This window comes from Streptomyces sp. NPDC001401 (genome assembly GCF_042895385.1).
In the GTDB taxonomy this organism is placed as follows: Bacteria; Actinomycetota; Actinomycetes; order Streptomycetales; family Streptomycetaceae; genus Streptomyces.
The window spans coordinates 1-16,915 of sequence record NZ_JBIAWI010000020.1 but is presented as its reverse complement, the minus strand read 5'-3'; the positions used below and the strand labels follow the sequence as shown (position 1 = coordinate 16,915).

The following is a 16,915-nucleotide window of genomic DNA, read 5'->3' as shown; positions in this document are numbered from 1 at the left end:
GCCCAGTCCGTACGTTCCGCTCCGCCGCGATGGTCGACTAGCCGATGTCCCGTCGCCGGAAGGCGGTCAGGCCGACCGCCGTCAGGGCGGCTGCGATCCCGGTCAGGACCGTCGGGGCGATGGCGGTGGGGTGGTGGGCCGGGAGTTGGGGGAGGTGCTGGAACGGCGACAGATCGAGCAGCCGGTTCGGCAGGTTGAGGATGTCGCCGAGGATGCCGGCAACCAGGCACAGGCCGAGGACGGCCCAGGCTGCGGTCACGGCGCGCGGCGCGAGTCCGAACAGGGCGGTGGCGAAGCCGACGAGTACCCAGAGAGCCGGGGTGTACAGGAGCGCGGCACCGAGCAGGCGGAGGATCTGGCCGACGTCGTGGCTGACCAGGGCATAGGTGAGGCCGGTGCCCAGCCCCGCGGCAGCGAGCACCACGACGCTGCCGAGGAGGGCGACGGTCAGGTGACTTGCCGTCCAGCGCAGGCGGGAGACGGGGGTGGCCAGGATCGGCTCGGCGTGCAGGGCGGTCTCCTCGCCGCGCGGACGCAGGGCGGACTGGACGGCGTAACCGGCGCCGACGAGGGCGACGGTGAGCAGGGAACGGGTGAGGTAGGCGTCGGTGATGTCGGCCCCGCCGAAGCTGGCGATCACCTTGCGCATGGTGTCGTTGTCGCCGATGAAATCCTTGACGTCGTCGGCGACCCAGCCGTAGGCGACCCCGGAGAGGAAGACGGCGCAGCTCCAGCCGATGAGGCTGCCGCGCTGCAGGCGCAGGGCGAGCCCGAGCGGCCGGCCGAGGCCCGGTGCCGCCCGTGACGGGCCCGGGCGGGGCGGCACGAGACCTGCGCCGAGGTCGCGCCGGGCCGCCAGTGCTGACGCCAGGGCGAGCGAGGCGGCCGTACACACGACCGCGACGAGCAGGGGCCACCAGCGTTCGCCGGCATAGGGCCGCGTCTTCTGGACCCAGCCGATGGGTGAGAACCAGGATGCGGTGCCGTCGCCGATGTCCCCGACGGCGCGCACCACGAAGGCGGCGCCGAGGGCGGCGCCGGTGCTGCCGTGCACCACCCGGGTGTTCTCGCTGATCTGGGCCGCCACGGTGGTGAAGGTGGCGAAGACCAGGCCGAGAGTGAAGAAGGAGACACCGAAGACGACCGAGCCTGCCGCCGGCAGACCCAGGGCGAGCAGGCCCAGGGTCACCACGGCGGCGACGGCCGCGTTCATGCCGGTCACCACGAGCAGCGCGGCGGCGGCTGTCGCGTGCCGGCCGGTCGGCAGGGCGCGGACCAGTTCGGTGCGGCCGGCCTCCTCCTCGCCGCGGGTCTGCCGTCCGATCATGAAGATGCTCATCAGGGCGACCACGACCAGCCCGATCGTGCCTGTCTGGAAGGCCACTTCCCCGCCCATCGTGTCGAGCGCGAGGGCAGGTCCGTTGAAGGCGATGGCTGCGGCGTTGCCCTGGCTGCCCCGGGCCGCCACGTCGAGGTCGTGCTGGGTGGGGTAGAGGCCTTTGACGCTGGCCGCGGTCAGCAGCACCAGCAGCGGGATCGCAGCGACCCAGATGGCAATGCGGACGCGCTCGCGGCGCAGCACGAGCCGGGTCAGCGTGCCGGTTCCCGTCAGCTCGACCGCCGCGGCGTTCATGACCGCCCGCCGCGCTGCCCGGCCCCGTTGAGGTGGCCTTCCGACAACTTCCGCTCCTCGGCCAGCTCGTCGCCGTAGTGGCGCAGGAACAGTTCCTCCAGTGTGGGCGGCTGGCTGGTGAGGGTGCGGATGCCGAAGCCGGTGAGGTGGCGCACGGCCTCGTCGAGGTGGTCGGTGTCGACGTCGAAGCGGGCCCGGTCGCCGTCGGCGCGCAGGTCGTGCACGCCGGGCAGCGCGTCGAGGCCGGTCACCGGGCGGCCGGTGTGGACGTCGATGGACGTACGGGTCAGATGCCGCAGCTCGGCCAGGGTGCCGCTCTCCACCGTCTGCCCGGACCGGATGATGTTCACCCGGTCGCAGAGGGCCTCCACCTCGGCCAGGATGTGGCTGGACAGCAGCACGGTGCGGCCCTCGGCCTTCGCCTCGCGGATACAGTCCTGGAAGACCGTCTCCATCAGCGGGTCGAGCCCCGAGGTCGGCTCGTCGAGCATCAGCAGCTCGGCGCGGGACGCCAGCGCGGCGACCAGGCCGACCTTCTGCCGGTTGCCCTTGGAGTAGGTGCGGGCCTTCTTCGTCGGGTCCAGCTCGAACCGCTCAAGGAGCTCGTCCCGCCGTGCCCGGTCGAGGTCACCGCGCAGCCGCCCGAAGACGTCGATGATCTCGCCTCCGCTCAGCTTCGGCCACAGGCTGACGTCCCCCGGCACATACGCCAGCCGCCGGTGCAGGGCGACCGCGTCGCGCCACGGATCGCCGCCCAGCAGCCGGACCTCGCCCGCGTCGGGCCGCAGCAGGCCCAGCAGGACCCGGATCGTCGTGGTCTTGCCCGCCCCGTTGGGACCGAGGAAGCCGTGCACCTCTCCGGTGGCCACGGTCAGGTCGAGCCCGTCCAGGGCACGGGTCGGCCCGAACGTCTTCACCAGCCCCGAGACGGAGATCGCGACGGCATGCCCGCGAGCGCCGGCGGGGGTTCCCGTCGCGGCGGACGTGGCGGTCATGACCCGCTCCCGTCGCTCGGCTCCGGCCGGTCGGGCCGGATACGGAAGACGGGAACCTGGTCGGCGATCCGCGCGAACTCCTCCAGCGGGGCCCGGCGGTCCACCGGCAGATGCGGCCGGGCTCCCGGTGCCAGGGCGAGATAGCGGCGCAGGACGGGCGCGCGGGCGCCGACCTCGACCTCTTCGAGACGTACGGCCTCGCGGTGGCCGTGCCGCAGCACCACCCGCCCGTCGGCCGCACGGACGTTGCGCACCCAGTTCACGTCCTTGCCGAGCATCGCCACCAGATAGCGGTCGCCCTCATGGTCCGCGACCACCAGAGGCAGCGAGATACGGCGGCCCGAACGGCGCCCGCGCACCTCCATCGCGACCAGGCGCCGCGGCGCCAGCCCCGCCGAGGCGGCGAGCACCGACTGCCGGTTCATCACGCGTGCCAGGAAGCCCGGGCGGCCACCGCGGTACATCCAGCGGTCGAGCCGGTGCAATCGGCGCGCAGAATCGTTGCTCGCCATGTCTCACACCCGCCTCGGAACGGCACCGCACTCTCGCGTGGCTTCGCGCCTTCGGGCGCTGGACTGCGCTGCGGCTTGCCTGGTCGTGAGCACGGTTGTCCCCTTCTCTGCGCCGAGCGGGGGGCAAGACGGTCACCCCTCCTCGTTCGCCAAACTCCGCCCGTTCCCGGCCCGTCGGCTAGGGCCGGTCGGTCCTCGGACTGCGGCATCCGGCCCGGCGTCCGCCGGCCCGTGTGCGGCTGCGCGCCGGACCCGCCGCCCGGGCGGGAACCGCCGCCTCCCGCAGGGGCCGAACGGCTCTGCGTCGGGGCCGTACGGCCCGCGCCCGTGAGGCCCGGAGCCACGGATTCTTGGGGGATGAACGCCGCGTATGCGCCGCAGCGGGCACCGTACGTGATCCCGGGTGCCGGGATTGCGGCCCGGAATGACGGACTCCACGATGAGGACATGGCCGCCCGCCACGCCGACCGCTTCGAGGTCCTTCGGGCCCGCCCGGCCGCGACGTCCGAGCCCACGGTCGTACGCGTGGTCACGCCGTGACGACGAGCGGCCCCGCGGTGCCGACCCTGGCCCCCCGGGACGTCTTCGCCGCCCTGGACACCTCGTCGCGCGGTCTGGCGCCCGCGGAGGCGACCGTACGGCGGGAGCGGTACGGCCCCAACGAACTGCCGCGGGCCCGGCGCAGGAGCTGGTGGTGGGATCTCGCCGGCCAGTTCACCGACCTGTTCGCGGTGGTGCTGCTCATCGCGTCCGCGATCACCTTCCTGGCGTACGGGCTCCAGGAGCCCCGGGACACGGGCACCCTGCAGCTGGCCGTGGCGATTCTCTGCGTGGTGCTGCTCAACGCGGGCATCGGCTTCGTCCAGGAGTACTCCGCCGAGCGGACCGCCGAGTCGCTGCAGGCGATGGTGCCCCACACCTGCCGGGTGCTGCGCGGCGGGGAGCGGCAGGAGCTGCCCGCGCGCGACCTGGTCCCGGGAGACGTGGTGGTCCTGGAGGCCGGGGACGCGGTGTCGGCGGACTGCCGTCTCGTGGAGGCGCACGAGGTCTCGGTGAACAACGCGGCGCTGACGGGGGAGAGCGACGCCGTCGGGCGCACCCGCCAGCCGGTGGCGGCCGGGCCGGTGCTGGAAGCCCGCAACTGCGTGTTCATGGGCACCGACGTCGTGGCGGGCACCGCGAAGGCCGTGGTGTTCGCGACGGGCGCGGCGACCGAGTTCGGACGCATCTTCCGGCTCGCGTCTGCGGCGCCGCGCCAGAAGACCCCGCTGCAGCGCCAGGTCGCCTCGATGGCCCGTCGGGTGGCGGGCGCGGCGCTGGCGATCGGGGCGCTCCTGTTCGCCGTGCGGCTGCCCGCCGGTGAGCCCCTCGTCGAGACATTCGTCTTCGCGCTCGGCGTGATGGTCGCCCTGGTGCCCGAGGGCCTGCCCGCGACGCTGTCGGTGTCGCTGGCGATCGGCGTGCGGCGCATGGCCCGCCGGCACGCGCTGGTCAAGAAGCTGCTGGCGGTGGAGGCACTGGGCTCCACCACCGTCGTGTGCACGGACAAGACCGGCACCCTCACCCAGGCCGAGATGACCGTCGTACAGGTGTGGGCGGGAGGCGTCCGGCACCCCGTCTCCGGAGTGGGATACGCGCCGGTCGGCGCGGTCACCGACCCAGAGGCGGTGCGCGAACTGCTCCGGACGGCGGCGCTGTGCTGCGACGCCCGGATGGTCCCGCCGTCGGACCACGACGGCTGGCGTGTCCTCGGCGACACCACCGAGGGCGCCATACTCGTCGCCGCCGCCAAGGCCGGTCTCGACCCGGCAGCCGAAGAGGCATCCACGCCACGCGTGACGGAGTTCCCCTTCGACTCGACGCGCAAGCTGATGAGCACCGTGCACGGCGACCCGCACGGCGGCCACCAGGCGTACGTCAAGGGCGCACCGCAGGAGCTGCTCGCCCGCTGCACCGCCGTCGTCTGGAAGGGCGAGCGGCAGCCGCTGACCGAGGAACTGCGCGCGGCCGTGATCGGCGCCAACGACGAACTGGCCGCCCAGGGACTGCGAGTGCTCGCGGCGGCCTCGCGAACCCTGCTCGACGGCCGTCCCACCCAGGACGAGGCCGAATCGGACCTCACCCTCCTGGGCCTGGTCGGCATGCTCGACCCGCCCCGACCGGAGGTCAGCGACGCCGTCGACGCCTGCCGGCACGCCGGCATCCGCATCGTCATGGTCACCGGCGACCACCCGCTGACCGCGGAAGCCGTCGCCCGCCGGGTGGGCATCGTCCGGCAGCCCGATCCCACCGTCGTCACGGGCACCCGGCTGGACACGCTCGACGACGACGCCCTGGACACCCTGCTCGCCGCCTCGGGCGAGCTGCTGCTGTGCCGGGTCAGCCCCGAACACAAGATGCGGGTGGTCACCGCCCTGCAGCGGCGCGGCGAGGTCGTCGCCGTCACCGGCGACGGCGCCAACGACGCGCCCGCCCTCAAACACGCGGACATCGGCGTCGCCATGGGCGCCTCCGGCACCGACGTCGCCCGGGAGGCCGCCGTCATGGTGCTGCTGGACGACTCCTTCGCCTCCATCACCACCGCGGTGCGCCTGGGCCGCTCGGTCTACCAGAACATCCGCAAGTTCCTGATCTACCTCTTCAGCCACAACATCGCCGAGCTCATGCCGATCCTCGCCGCCACCTTCGCGGGCTTCCCGCTGGTTCCGATCACCGCCGTACAGATCCTCGCGATCGACCTCGGCTCCGACGTCCTGCCCGCCCTGGCGCTGGGCGCCGAGCCACCCGAACCCGACGTCATGGACCGCCCGCCGCGCTCGAAGCGCGAACGGCTCTTCTCCACCGCCGTGATGGGCCGGATCCTGTTCCTCGGCGGCATCCAGTCCCTCGGCGTGTGCGCCGTGTTCTTCTGGCACATCCACGCCTCCGGCATCCCGTACGCCGACTTCACCAAGGACGACACGGTCTACCGGGAGGCGATCACCATGGTCCAGGCCGGGATCGTGGTCAGCCAGTTCTTCAACGCGCTCGCCGTGCGCACCGACCGGCAGAGCGTGTTCCGGATCGGTCTGCTGTCCAACCCCTGGCTGCTGGCGGCCGGCTGCTTCGGCATCGCAATGATGGCGGCCATCAGCTACGCGCCGCCCCTGCAGGCCGTCTTCAACACCGCCCCGCTCGCCGCCGCCGACTGGGCAGTCCTCGCCGGATTCGGCGCACTGCTGCTGGCCGCCGAGGAAACCCGCAAGTGGTGGCTGCGTCACCAGCGGCCCGCAGACCGGAGGGAAGGAGCGCAATGAGAGTGATCATCGCGGGCTGCGGGCGGGTGGGATCCGCACTCGCCGTCCAGCTCGTCGCCGAAGGCCACGACGTACAGCTCATCGACCGCCGGCCCAGGACCCGCAGACTGCTCCCGGCCGGCTTCCCCGGCGGCTTCCACGAGGGCAACGCCTACAGCCGTACGGTGCTCGAAGCCGCCGGGATCGAGCACGCCGACGCGTTCGTGGCCGCCACCTCGGGCGACAACAGCAACATCGTCAGCGCACGCACGGCCAAGGAGACCTACCGCGTCCCCATCGTCCTCGCCCGCATCTACGACCCGCGCCGCGCCGACATCTACCGGGAGCTGGGCATCCCCACCATCGCCAGCGTCCGCTGGACCGTCCACCAGATCCACCAGATGCTCCTGCACCGCCACCTCACCCCGGAACTCACCTTCGGTAACGGCGAGACCCTGCTGGTCCGCTCCGAACTGCCGTCCTACGTCAGCGGGCGGCGGCTGGCCGAGTTCGACGTGGACGGCGAGATCCGCGTCGTCGAGGTCACCCGCGCGGGCCGTTCGCTCGTGCCCGCCCACAGCACCCGCGCCGAGCCCGGGGACCTGGTCACCTTCGCCGTCGCGGCCACCGCGCTCGGCCGCCTGCGCGGCTTTCTGGACAAGGAACTGGGGTCATGAAAGCTCTCATCGCCGGTGCGGGCCGCCTGGGCACCCAGATCGCCCAGGTCCTCGCCGCGGCCCGCAACGACGTCACCCTCGTCGACATCGACGACGACCGCGTCGCCGAGCTCGAAGGCCGCCTTCCCGTACGTCTCCTGGCCGGGGACGCCTGCGAACCCGGCGTCCTGGAGGACGCGGGTGTGCTCACCGCCGATCTCGTCATCGCGGCCACCGGCGACGACGAGGACAACCTCGTCATCAGCCTGCTCGCCAAGCGGCAGTTCGAGGTGCCCCGGGTCGCGGCGCGCGTCAACGACGCGGAGAACACCTGGCTGTTCGACCGGAACTGGGGGGTCGACACCGCGGTCCCCGCGGCCACCCCGCTGATCTCCCTCATCGAGGAGGCCACCGGCGCCACGGACACCGTCGCTCTGCTGCGCCTGAGCAAGGCCGGCGTCGACGTCATCGAAACGGCCATCACACCGCAGTCCCGCGCCGCAGGACGCACCCTCGCCGAGGTCACCCTGCCCGCGGGCACCGTCATCGCCACCGTCATCCGCGACGGCCAACCCACCGTCCCCACCCCCGAGATGCGCCTCCAGCCCGGCGACGAACTCCTCGTCGTCTCGCACGCCGCCACCGAACAGCAGATCCACGCCGCCTTCCAGTGACGGCCCCGGCTCCCGTGCTGTGGCCGCGAGGAGGGCCGGGTCGGCGGGATCGGGCAGCAGCCGGGCGGCCGCGTGCGAAAGTCCGCAGCGGCTCACTGATCGGCCGGACTGATGCGGCGCCCGGTCAGACGCCTGGGCCGGATCGACACCCACATCTCGCGCACGCCCCCCGCCCATGGCTCGGTGTGCGCCCGACCGGCCAGCCTTCGCACCTCGTCGGGGTCCGTGACAACCCGCGCGGGGCCGACGGCGAGCACACTCCAGCCCCGGCTCATGGCCTCGTCCACGTGGTCGACCTCGAAGGCGACATCCGCCCCCACGGCCGCCGCCGGGGCCGAGCCCGGCGCGGTCCGGAAGACGATGGTGTCGTCGACGACCTCGTAGTTCACCGGCATCACGGCCGGGCCGTCGGGTGTGGACACCGCGACGCGTCCCACACCGTGGGTGGAAAGCCGGGCACGGCATTCGTCGGGCCCGAGATCCTCAAGCTGCGGGTGGAGGAGCGCATGGCCCTGGCCCGGGGGCATGTCGGTGCCGCTCCCGCGCAGGGCCGCGACGCTGGTGCCGAGTGCGTCGGCCAGCCTGATGAGAGTCGCCAGGCTCGGTTCGGCCGGCCGTTCTTCCAAGTACGCCAGGTACTCCGGCGCCATCCTGGCGCGGCGGGCGGCTTCTGCCCGGTCCAGTCCCTGCCGCTTGCGCTCCGCGGCAATGCGTCGGCCGACGTCACCGGGGTCGGGCGCTCGGCCCGGCGCCGTCCTGCCGGACGCGGCATCCGCCTGCTCACCGGTTCTCCCGGTCCGGGGCTCGATGTGACGGACGTGCGCGTCGGGTCCGGGGAACACGAGCGTCACCTCGTCCGTGTCCGACCAGCGCACGTCGTACGGAGGGGTGCCGTCCTCGTGGTGCAGTCCCACGATCTCGCCGTCGCGCCGGGTTGCGCCGGTGGCAGGGCTTTCGACAACGAGTTGATCGCCGAGTTGAGCTCGCATGATCGCCACCGCTTCCTCGGAATGGGTGCTGTACCCAACGTGCCACGCGCGGCGTGTCGGCGCATGGGATGGGAAACACTCGTCGCGGGGAGCAGGACCGGCCGGTCATGGTCCGAGAGGCCTCGGCGGGGGTGCGCGGTCAGCCCGTCTTGTGCCCCCACCGCGGACCGACCAGATCCCACTCCGTGCCCCACTGGTCGATGCGCCGCCGGTCGAGCCACCAGCGCGCGGCGCCGCCGGCGCCGAACGCCATGCCGGTCACGGCGAGGGCTGACCCGGCCCCCAGGAATCCCGCTTCGACCGCCGCATCGGTGCGGCTCGGCGGCTGGGTGGTGAGGTTCCCCTGCGGGTCCGTCCACAGCGCGAGCGTGGATCCGGCCTTTCGTCCGCCGTCCACCAGGGTCTTGCCGGTGCGGGTGGAGCCGTCCGCGACGGTCCAGCGGACCTTCACCAGGGCCCGGTAGCCCTTCGTCACCGCCCGTGGTGCGTCCGTGAGGAGCACCGCCCGTACGGGGGTGTGCTCGGCGCGCTGCTGGGCGAAGACGTCGTCGGCGGCCCGGGCGGTGAGCACACCGGCGAGCGTGCCGCCCACCGCGATGAGCGCCCAGACGGCCAGCACGAGACACGCCTCGAGAACGTCGTCCCGGCGGCGCAGCGGGTTGGCCCGCCACCGCCACAGCCACTTCTTGCCTCGCCTGCCTGCGCGCATCGGTACGCACCTCCTCGTCGTCGCTCTCCGGACGGTGGCAGCCGGGAGCTCTCGGCGGCATGGGCCGGTCAGGGGGAGTGGTGGGGCCGACCGGGGCCAAGTCCCGGACGCCGGCAGGCCGTTCAGCCCTGTGGCCGCAGGCAGCCGCGGACGCCCCCTGTGTCCGACCGGACGGCCCTTTGCTCCGTCCCTGCCTCGCCGGTCGACGGTGGCCTGACCGGCCGGCGATGAGGGACCATCGGCCCCTCACCCGAACGCCGCCGGGCTCCCACCCTCGAAGGACAACCGCATCTGTTCAGCAATCCGTGCGGGAGGAGGACACCATGCGATCCACGCCTCTCGACGCCGAGATCCTGGAAGCCTGCATCGCTGCGGCCGTGGCCGCACCCTCGTTCTTCAACACCCAGCCGTGGCGCTTCAGGCTGGACCCCGACACCGTCGCCTTCGAGGTGCGCGCGGCTCCGGAGCGAAGCCTGCGCCACGCCGACCCCGCCGGCCGCGCCCTCCACCTCTCGGTGGGCGCCTCCGTCTTCAACCTCCGCGTGGCGGTGTCCCACTTCGGCTGGGCACCCGTCGTGCGCCTGCTGCCGCGCCCCGAAGATCCCGGACTGCTCGCCATCGTCCGTCCGACGGGATCCGTGCGCGGGCACACCACGGAACACCGCGCCGACCTCTACCCCGCGATCTGGCGCAGGCACAGCAGTCGCTTCCCGTTCACCGGCAAGCCGCTGCCGCCGCAGGCACGCGCCGAACTCGCCGAGGCAGCTCACGCGGAAGGTGCCTCACTCGCCTTCCCCGAGGCCGCCGAGACGGCACGTCTGCTCCGCGTGACCGCGGAGGCCGAGCACCGCAACCGCCTCGACGCCGACCGAGGCACGGAGAGCCGCCGCTGGGTGCACAGGGACCCGGACGACCCGGCCGACGCCGGGCTGCCACGGACGGCGCTCGGCCCACAGGACGCGCGCGAACGCGTCCCCATGCGGGACTTCACCGCTGAGCGGCACCCCGATCGACTGCCGGCCCAGGACTTCGAGACCGCCCCGGTCGTCGCCCTGCTGAGGACCGTGCACGACCGCCGCACCGACTGGCTGCGCGCCGGAGAGGCGCTCGAACACGTCCTGCTGGTCGCCACGGCCCTCGGACTGCGGGCGTCCCTGCTGCACCAGCCGTTGGAATGGAGCGACCTGCGGCGCACTCTCAGCCCGGATCCCGATCTCACCGGGCACGCGCAGATGCTGATCCGCCTGGGCTACGGCCCGGAGGGCGCCGCCACTCCGCGGCGCGCCCCGCACACGGTGTTCGACACGGGCGTGCCGAACCGGTGACCCGCGCCCCTCGGCCGGCGGCTCCGGTCAGCCCGCCGTGGCGGAGGCGACGCACTCGCGGGGAACCGCGGCGAGCGCGGCCGACAGGTCGGGGTGGATCTCGAAGACGCCGGCCAGCTGGACACAGCGCAGGATGCGCAGGAACAGGCTGCTGTCGGTGACCAGCCGTAGCCGGCCGTGCCGGGCCAGCGTCCGGTTCCTCGCCCGGCACAGCAGGCGAAGGCCGCTGCAGTCGATGAACGACATGGGGCGCAGGTCCAGCACCAGGTCGGGGCACGGATCGGCGGACAGGGCGTCCAGGCGCGCCGAAAGGGGCAGCGCCGTGAGGATGTCGATCTCGCCGCGCACTTCGACCACGGTCGTGCCGCCGACGACTCGTTCCGTGTGGCAAGGCGCGGGCCTGGTGTGGGTCTTGGCCATGCACAGAGAAAAGCGGCATGTCAGAGCCGACGGTAGGGCCGGTCGGCCCCGGAGGACCGGAGATGGGGACCAGGGCCGTTCTCCGGCCGGGACGGGACCGATGACCCCACTCCGTGGCCGCCCGCCCGCCGGACGATGGGATCCATACCTCGTACGGGGGTGCAGGACGGGCGCCCGTGGGCCGCTTCGTCCGTACATGTCAGGCATGGAAGCACCGAAGGGAACGGGCACATGACTTCCCAGCACGTGGTCGCCGGATGGGACGGCTCGCTGATCGCCGTACGTGCGCTGGACTGGGCGGCCGAAGAAGCGGTACGCCGCGGTGTCGCCCTGCGCATCGTCTACGCCGCCCCCGAACAGGACGAGGCCGGGCCGATCCTCATTTCGGCCGCCTCACGGATACGCGCGCACCACCACGACCTGCCGGTCGAGACCGTGTCGGCCGAGGGCGGCGCCGTGGCGGCGCTGGTGCGTGAGAGCGACGGAGCGGCCGTCACGGTCGTGGGCAGCCGTGGCCTGGGTGGGGTCACCGGAGTGCTGTTCGGCTCGGTGAGTCTGCGCCTGGCCGCGCACATCCGCAGTCCGCTGCTGGTCGTACGCGGCGATCATCGGTGCGACGAGGACCGGGAGGTGGTGCTGGGGCTGGGGAGCGACGCCGACGCGGACGCGGCGGCCTATGCCTTCCAGGAAGCGGAACGGCGCAGTGCCCGGCTGCGCGTCGTGCACTCCTGGTCCCACCGGCAGGTCGCGCCCGAGTTGCCGTCGCTGGTGCCCGCAACGAGCCCCGGACAGCGGGAACTTGCCCTGCGTGACGCCGGCGAGGCGGCAGTACCCCGCTTCACCATGGCCGACTTGCGGGAGAAACACTCCGAAGTCGGCGTCGAGACGAGCACAGTTCGTACGCGGCCGGCGCATGCGCTGCTGGAGGCCACCCGCGAGGCCGGCGTCGTGATCATCGGCGCCCACCGCCGCCCCGGTCGGCTCGGCCGGCACCTGGGCCCGGTCGCCCACACCTTGCTGCACCGTTCCCACTGCCCCGTGGTCGTCGTGCCGACCCGATGACCCGAAGGAGCTGAACAGGCCTGCACGGGAGGGACGTTCGGCCCTGCTGTGCAGGCCTCGCAGCCCCTGCGAGGCCGGTTGAGGAAGCGGGACATTAAAAGCGCAACGAGCCGTCAATAGCTCACGAGTCACCCCTTGAAAGGGATGAACATCATGGCAGTTCACGATCAGCCCCACCGGCACGTGCGGTTCCACATGCCGTCCGTGCGCAAGGCAGGGGCGGCCCGGCGGCCCGCCGACGAGACCACCACTGTCGTCATGACGGCGACCAGTGCACATGTCCTCGCCGGGCTCCGCGTCCTGACCGGGTTCGTCTTCCTGTGGGCCTTCCTCGACAAGACCTTCGGCTTCGGCTACGCCACCGCGTCCGGCAAGGGCTGGATCGACGGCGGTTCGCCGACCAAGGGCTTCCTCAGCTCGGTCGCTGCCGGGCCCATGGAGTCCACCTTCCACGACTGGGCCGGGGCCGGCTGGGCGGACTGGCTGTTCATGCTCGGCCTCCTCGGTATCGGTGTCGCCCTGATCGCCGGCATCGGTCTGCGGCTCGCGGCCGCGGCCGGAACCGCGATGATGGCGCTGATGTGGCTGGCCGAGTGGCCGCCCGCCAAGCACCTGTCCGACGGGTCGCTGAGCATGTCGACCAACCCGTTCGCCGACTACCACCTCATCTACGCCGTCGTCCTCATCGCCCTCGCGGCCGCGAGCGCCGGCGCCACCTGGGGACTGGGCAGGATCTGGGCACGTCTGCCCTTCGTCAGCCGCAACCGCTGGCTGCTCTGACGTACCTGACCGTCCCGGACCGGGGCACCGCCGCAGCGCTGCGGCGGTGCCCCGGCTTTCGTCCCGTGCCCGAGCACGGCGGAGTTCCGGACCCCCTGGTCCCGTCCGGCCGTGCTCCGGGGGCCGACCGGCCCAAGCGCACCCGGTCGAAGCCGGACAAGCTGGATCTGAGGTGCAATCCGGGCGCCGCACCGGCGGCCGGCCCGACGAGAGGAAGTGACGGGCCATGAGGGAACAGGCACCGTCCCAGGCAGTGGAGGGACCTCCGCTCGGCGATCTCGGGCGCCGTCTCGCCGCCCGACGCACGGAACTCGGCCTGAGCCGGAGGGAGACGGCCACCCGGGCCGGCATGGCGCCGGGCTACCTCCAGTACCTCGAGGAGCGCCCCGGTGCCGCACCCGGCGGAGGCGTCCTCCTCAGGCTGGCCGAAGTCCTGGGGACCACCGTGCGGGACCTCACCGGCGGCAATGCCGATCTGCCGCACGGCTTGGGGGAGCCCGCCCGCAGCCCCGGCTTCGGAGAGCTGAGCGTCCCGGAGTGCCGGGCCCTGCTCTCGACGCACGGCGTGGGGCGGATCGCCGTGCCCACTGCCTCCGGGCCCGTCGTCGTGCCCGTCAACTACAGCGTCGTCGACGGCGCGATCGTCTTCCGAACCGAGCCCGGCTCCACCCCCGCGCAGGCGTCCGGCTGCCAGGTCGCCTTCGAGGTCGACCGCATCGACGACGCGTTCAGCCGGGGCTGGAGCGTGCTGGTGCGGGGCCACGCCCGGACCGTGACGGACCTCGACGAGATACGCCGGCTCGCCGATCAGGCCCGCGGCGCACCCTGGGCCGGCGGACGCCGTGACCAGTGGGTGCACATCGATCCCCTCGTCATCACCGGACGCCGCATCACGGTGTGACCCGGGACGTTCTCCGGCGCGGCCGGGACCGATGGCCCCTCATCGCCGGCCCCCGCCCGGCGGAGGATGGAGACAACGCTCAAGAGCTGTACCCAGGTGAGAGACGGGGCTGGCCCATGTACCCGAACGACGGTTTCCGTGAACTCGAACGGCAGGAGTGCCTGCGTCTGCTGGCGAAGGTGCCCGTCGGCCGCATCGTGCACACTCGTCACGCGCTGCCCGCGGTGCTGCCCGTCAACTTCTGTGTGGACGCCGACGGTGCCGTGGTGCTGCGCACCTCGGCGGCCTCGGAACTGGTCCGTGCGGTCGACGGCGTGGTGGTCGCCTTCGAGGTCGACGAGGTCGACGCGGTCGCCCACTCCGGCTGGAGCGTCGTCGTCACCGGCTCGGCGACGGTGGTGACCGACCCGGACGAGCACCAGCGCCTGATCCGGACCGGACCGCGCTCCTGGGCGCCCTCGCCCGAGGAGGTCTTCGTCCGCATCGAGCCCGAACTGGTCACCGGCCGCGATCTCGCGGGCGGACGCAGTCTGTACGGGGTGGATCTGTCGTCCTGACACCGTCACCGGCCAGTGTCCAGCGGCATCATCCATTCCTCGAACGCGCCGATGGGCTGACGGGGTGTCAGACGTCGCCCTCCGCGGCTGTGGCGTGGGCATGCGGAGCGACGTTGGACAAGGACTCGCGCAGCACCGCGGGGCCTGGGCACGCCGACGTTCCGAGCGCCGCCTCAAGGCCGACTGTCAAGAAGGGTGAGCCGCTCTGCCTGATCGGCGACTCCAGCACCGGACACGGCGTACGCCGCGGTGCATCTGGGTCCAGCCGTTCCGGCCGGACAGCCGTCCGGCCCACTTCACGGTGTTGCCAAAGGGCCGGATGGTCCCTGCGCCCGGCGAGGGTGCGGCGCGTCCGCTCAGGCCGCGCCGCGTTCGTCTCCGATCTCGCGCCCGGTGACCATCTCCGACTCGATCCGCACGAAGACGGCGTCCCGAAGGGGCATCCAGGACCGCAGGCCGGTCCGTGACAGCCGTTCCTGCTCGGCGGGGTCGGTCACCACGCCGGCTCGGCCGGTGACGACGACACTCCAGCCGGACCGGTTCTCGGCGTCGAACTCGTCCGCCTCGAAGGCGACCACGACTCCATTGATGGCGCGGACCAGATCCGAGCTCGCCGAGGTGCGCAGCAGCACCGAGCCGTCCGTGTCCAGGGAAAAGTTGACCGGGAGGACGGCGGGCAGCGCGTGCCGGGTGTACACGATGCGGCCGACCGGCACCTTGGCCATCAGATACAGGCACTCCCGCCGGTCGAGTGCCCGAAAGCCGTCGCTGTGGAACATCAGCCCATGCTCCCCCTGGGGGCGCGCCGTGGTTAGGGCCGGTCGGCCCTCTTATCAGTGCTTGCGCCCGGGGCAGCAACTCGGGACAGCCGGCCCGGTGGCCAGGACTGTCGGCCCACCGCGGCGAGGACGTGCGCCTCGGACAGTGACTGCGGACGACCGGTGCGCAGTCCGCGCCAGGAGCCTGTGGCCCCGAGCGCTGATGGGGCCGCACCACCGCGAGCAGAAGGGAAGACGGCATGTTCCAGCCGTCGAAGAGGACAAGAGGCGCGCCGGCCGCCGAGGCCTCCGTACCCGGCCGGGCGTAGCTGATGCTCGCCGTGGCCACCGTCGGATTCGCAGTGAACTTCTGGGCGTGGGCGCTGCTCAGCCCGCTCGGCCCGCGCTTCAAGGACACCCTGGAGCTGACCTCCTTTCAGCAGTCGCTGCTGGTGGCCGTACCGGTCGTGGTCGGCTCGTTGGGGCGCATCCCGGTCGGCACGCTGACCGACCGGTTCGGCGGCCGGGTGATGTTCCCGATCGTCTCGGCGGCCACCATCGTGCCGGTGCTCCACCTGGGCCTGGCCGGGCACTCCTCGCTCGGCGCGCTGCTGGCCGGCGGGTTCTTCCTCGGTATCGGCGGCACCGCGTTCGCCGTGGGAGTGCCCTTCTGGGCGCCTGGTTCCCGCCCGAGCGGCGCGGTCTGGCCATCGGCGTCTTCGGCATGGGCATGGGCGGCGCTCAGCGTCCTGACCACGGTGAAGCTGGTCGACGCGAACAGCATGTCGACACCCTTCCTGATCACGGCGGCAGTTCTCGCGGCCTATGCGCTGGTGGCCGCACTGGTGCTGCGCGATGCCCCCGGGCGCACAGTGCCCGACGAGCCGCTGTCCCGCCGTCTGGCGGACACCCTGCGCCTGGGCGTCACCTGGCAGGCCTCCGCACTGTACGCGGTGGCCTTCGGCGGTTACGTGGCCTTCTCCGTCTACCTGCCGACGTGTCTGAAGACCGGATACGGCCTGACCCAGGCGGACGCGGCGAACCGGATGGCCGGCTTCGTGCTGATCGCGGTGGCGATGCGCCCGGTGGGCGGCTGGCTGTCCGACCGGATCGGCCCCGTGCGGATCCTGGGCGGGGCGCTGGTGGCCGTGGTCGGCGGTGCGGTGCTGCAGTCCTTCACCCCGGCGCTCGCACCTCTGGGTACGCTCGCCTGCCTGGTCATGGCCGGCGCGCTGGGCGCGGGCAGCGGCGCGGTGTTCGCGCTGGTGGCCCTGCTGGCCCCGGCCGGCAAGGTCGGCTCCGTCACCGGCATCGTCGGTGCCGCGGGCGGCCTGGACGGGTTCGTACCGCCGCTGGTGATGGGCTCGCTGTACGGCGCCCTCGGCTCGTACGCGCTGGGACTGGTCCTGCTGGCCGTGGTCGCGTGCGCGGCCCTCGCCTTCACCGGCACCGGCGTGCGCCGAGCCGTCACCCGCCGGGTCCCGGCCACGCAGGCGAGCTGAGCAGGACGACCAGGCCGGCCGTTTCGGCCGACGAACCGCGGCGGGGGGGGCCGGGGGGGGGGGGGCCCCCCCCCGGGGGGGGGGCCGGGGGGCCGGGGGGGGGGGGGGGTGGGCCCCCCCCCGCCCCGCCCGCGGGGGGGGGGTGGGGCCCTGATATACCCCCGGGG

Annotated in this window: 16 protein-coding genes; 9 read left to right on the top strand and 7 right to left on the bottom strand. The window is 72.8% G+C overall.

Annotation, left to right across the window (positions count from 1 at the left end; translation table 11 throughout):
• Positions 1–37 precede the first annotated feature (37 nt).
• From ACFY10_RS43890 to ACFY10_RS43880, 3 genes are read right to left on the bottom strand one after another with little or no spacing between them, the layout of a single operon-like run.
• Positions 38–1,633, bottom strand: a complete 1,596-nt coding sequence (locus tag ACFY10_RS43890) for an ABC transporter permease (protein ID WP_390670955.1) — start codon at positions 1,631–1,633, stop codon at positions 38–40.
• Positions 1,630–2,628 (bottom strand): ATP-binding cassette domain-containing protein, encoded by a 999-nt coding sequence (locus tag ACFY10_RS43885; protein ID WP_390670954.1) that lies wholly within the window; start codon positions 2,626–2,628, stop codon positions 1,630–1,632. The genes ACFY10_RS43890 and ACFY10_RS43885 overlap by 4 nt, the downstream gene beginning before the upstream one ends.
• Positions 2,625–3,140, bottom strand: a complete 516-nt coding sequence (locus tag ACFY10_RS43880; RefSeq protein ID WP_390670953.1) for a nitroreductase/quinone reductase family protein — start codon at positions 3,138–3,140, stop codon at positions 2,625–2,627. The genes ACFY10_RS43885 and ACFY10_RS43880 overlap by 4 nt, the downstream gene beginning before the upstream one ends.
• 536 nt (positions 3,141–3,676) lie before the next feature.
• Here ACFY10_RS43880 and ACFY10_RS43875 point away from each other — a divergent pair.
• The 3 genes from ACFY10_RS43875 to ACFY10_RS43865 are packed head-to-tail and all read left to right on the top strand — an operon-like array spanning position 3,677 to position 7,745.
• Positions 3,677–6,436: a cation-translocating P-type ATPase gene (locus ACFY10_RS43875; RefSeq protein WP_390670952.1), complete on the top strand. Its 2,760-nt coding sequence runs from the start codon at positions 3,677–3,679 to the stop codon at positions 6,434–6,436.
• Positions 6,433–7,092, top strand: a complete 660-nt coding sequence (locus tag ACFY10_RS43870; protein WP_390670951.1) for a potassium channel family protein — start codon at positions 6,433–6,435, stop codon at positions 7,090–7,092. The genes ACFY10_RS43875 and ACFY10_RS43870 overlap by 4 nt, the downstream gene beginning before the upstream one ends.
• The gene (locus tag ACFY10_RS43865; RefSeq protein ID WP_390670950.1) at positions 7,089–7,745 is read left to right on the top strand and encodes a potassium channel family protein; all 657 of its coding nucleotides are present in this window, start codon (positions 7,089–7,091) and stop codon (positions 7,743–7,745) included. The genes ACFY10_RS43870 and ACFY10_RS43865 overlap by 4 nt, the downstream gene beginning before the upstream one ends.
• A 92-nt stretch (positions 7,746–7,837) precedes the next feature.
• On the opposite strand, the gene ACFY10_RS43860 is transcribed toward ACFY10_RS43865, so the two are convergent.
• Positions 7,838–8,734 (bottom strand): pyridoxamine 5'-phosphate oxidase family protein, encoded by an 897-nt coding sequence (locus ACFY10_RS43860; protein WP_390670949.1) that lies wholly within the window; start codon positions 8,732–8,734, stop codon positions 7,838–7,840.
• 139 nt (positions 8,735–8,873) lie between these two features.
• Positions 8,874–9,443, bottom strand: coding sequence for a hypothetical protein (locus ACFY10_RS43855; RefSeq protein WP_390670948.1), 570 nt, complete (start codon positions 9,441–9,443; stop codon positions 8,874–8,876).
• A gap of 323 nt (positions 9,444–9,766) precedes the next feature.
• Between ACFY10_RS43855 and ACFY10_RS43850 the strand changes: the two genes are divergently transcribed.
• Positions 9,767–10,768 (top strand): Acg family FMN-binding oxidoreductase, encoded by a 1,002-nt coding sequence (locus tag ACFY10_RS43850; protein ID WP_390670947.1) that lies wholly within the window; start codon positions 9,767–9,769, stop codon positions 10,766–10,768.
• Between the two features lie 27 nt (positions 10,769–10,795).
• On the opposite strand, the gene ACFY10_RS43845 is transcribed toward ACFY10_RS43850, so the two are convergent.
• Complete coding sequence (locus ACFY10_RS43845) at positions 10,796–11,188, bottom strand: STAS domain-containing protein (protein ID WP_390670946.1); 393 nt, start codon at positions 11,186–11,188, stop codon at positions 10,796–10,798.
• 231 nt (positions 11,189–11,419) lie between these two features.
• Between ACFY10_RS43845 and ACFY10_RS43840 the strand changes: the two genes are divergently transcribed.
• From ACFY10_RS43840 to ACFY10_RS43825, 4 genes are all read left to right on the top strand, one after another.
• Complete coding sequence (locus ACFY10_RS43840; RefSeq protein ID WP_390670945.1) at positions 11,420–12,250, top strand: universal stress protein; 831 nt, start codon at positions 11,420–11,422, stop codon at positions 12,248–12,250.
• Positions 12,251–12,403: 153 nt separating this feature from the next.
• On the top strand, positions 12,404–13,030 hold the full coding sequence (locus ACFY10_RS43835) for a hypothetical protein (RefSeq protein ID WP_390670944.1): 627 nt from the start codon (positions 12,404–12,406) through the stop codon (positions 13,028–13,030).
• A gap of 226 nt (positions 13,031–13,256) precedes the next feature.
• Complete coding sequence (locus ACFY10_RS43830) at positions 13,257–13,931, top strand: helix-turn-helix domain-containing protein (RefSeq protein ID WP_390670943.1); 675 nt, start codon at positions 13,257–13,259, stop codon at positions 13,929–13,931.
• A 116-nt stretch (positions 13,932–14,047) separates the two neighbouring features.
• On the top strand, positions 14,048–14,488 hold the full coding sequence (locus tag ACFY10_RS43825) for a pyridoxamine 5'-phosphate oxidase family protein (protein WP_390670942.1): 441 nt from the start codon (positions 14,048–14,050) through the stop codon (positions 14,486–14,488).
• Between the two features lie 356 nt (positions 14,489–14,844).
• Here the strand turns inward: ACFY10_RS43825 and ACFY10_RS43820 are convergent, their stop codons facing one another.
• Positions 14,845–15,267: a pyridoxamine 5'-phosphate oxidase family protein gene (locus ACFY10_RS43820; protein WP_390670941.1), complete on the bottom strand. Its 423-nt coding sequence runs from the start codon at positions 15,265–15,267 to the stop codon at positions 14,845–14,847.
• A 320-nt stretch (positions 15,268–15,587) separates the two neighbouring features.
• On the opposite strand from ACFY10_RS43820, the gene ACFY10_RS43815 reads away from it, so the two are divergent.
• The gene (locus ACFY10_RS43815; protein WP_390670940.1) at positions 15,588–16,748 is read left to right on the top strand and encodes an MFS transporter; all 1,161 of its coding nucleotides are present in this window, start codon (positions 15,588–15,590) and stop codon (positions 16,746–16,748) included.
• Positions 16,749–16,915 lie beyond the last annotated feature (167 nt).

Coding starts and splice junctions, on each gene's coding strand:
- ACFY10_RS43855 (WP_390670948.1), bottom strand. CDS start 9,443: ATGCGCGCAGGCAGGCGAGGCAAGAAGTGGCTGTGGCGGTGGCGGGCC.
- ACFY10_RS43830 (WP_390670943.1), top strand. CDS start 13,257: ATGAGGGAACAGGCACCGTCCCAGGCAGTGGAGGGACCTCCGCTCGGC.
- ACFY10_RS43825 (WP_390670942.1), top strand. CDS start 14,048: ATGTACCCGAACGACGGTTTCCGTGAACTCGAACGGCAGGAGTGCCTG.
- ACFY10_RS43845 (WP_390670946.1), bottom strand. CDS start 11,188: ATGGCCAAGACCCACACCAGGCCCGCGCCTTGCCACACGGAACGAGTC.
- ACFY10_RS43880 (WP_390670953.1), bottom strand. CDS start 3,140: ATGGCGAGCAACGATTCTGCGCGCCGATTGCACCGGCTCGACCGCTGG.
- ACFY10_RS43870 (WP_390670951.1), top strand. CDS start 6,433: ATGAGAGTGATCATCGCGGGCTGCGGGCGGGTGGGATCCGCACTCGCC.
- ACFY10_RS43820 (WP_390670941.1), bottom strand. CDS start 15,267: ATGTTCCACAGCGACGGCTTTCGGGCACTCGACCGGCGGGAGTGCCTG.
- ACFY10_RS43850 (WP_390670947.1), top strand. CDS start 9,767: ATGCGATCCACGCCTCTCGACGCCGAGATCCTGGAAGCCTGCATCGCT.
- ACFY10_RS43865 (WP_390670950.1), top strand. CDS start 7,089: ATGAAAGCTCTCATCGCCGGTGCGGGCCGCCTGGGCACCCAGATCGCC.
- ACFY10_RS43885 (WP_390670954.1), bottom strand. CDS start 2,628: ATGACCGCCACGTCCGCCGCGACGGGAACCCCCGCCGGCGCTCGCGGG.
- ACFY10_RS43840 (WP_390670945.1), top strand. CDS start 11,420: ATGACTTCCCAGCACGTGGTCGCCGGATGGGACGGCTCGCTGATCGCC.
- ACFY10_RS43890 (WP_390670955.1), bottom strand. CDS start 1,633: ATGAACGCCGCGGCGGTCGAGCTGACGGGAACCGGCACGCTGACCCGG.
- ACFY10_RS43860 (WP_390670949.1), bottom strand. CDS start 8,734: ATGCGAGCTCAACTCGGCGATCAACTCGTTGTCGAAAGCCCTGCCACC.
- ACFY10_RS43835 (WP_390670944.1), top strand. CDS start 12,404: ATGGCAGTTCACGATCAGCCCCACCGGCACGTGCGGTTCCACATGCCG.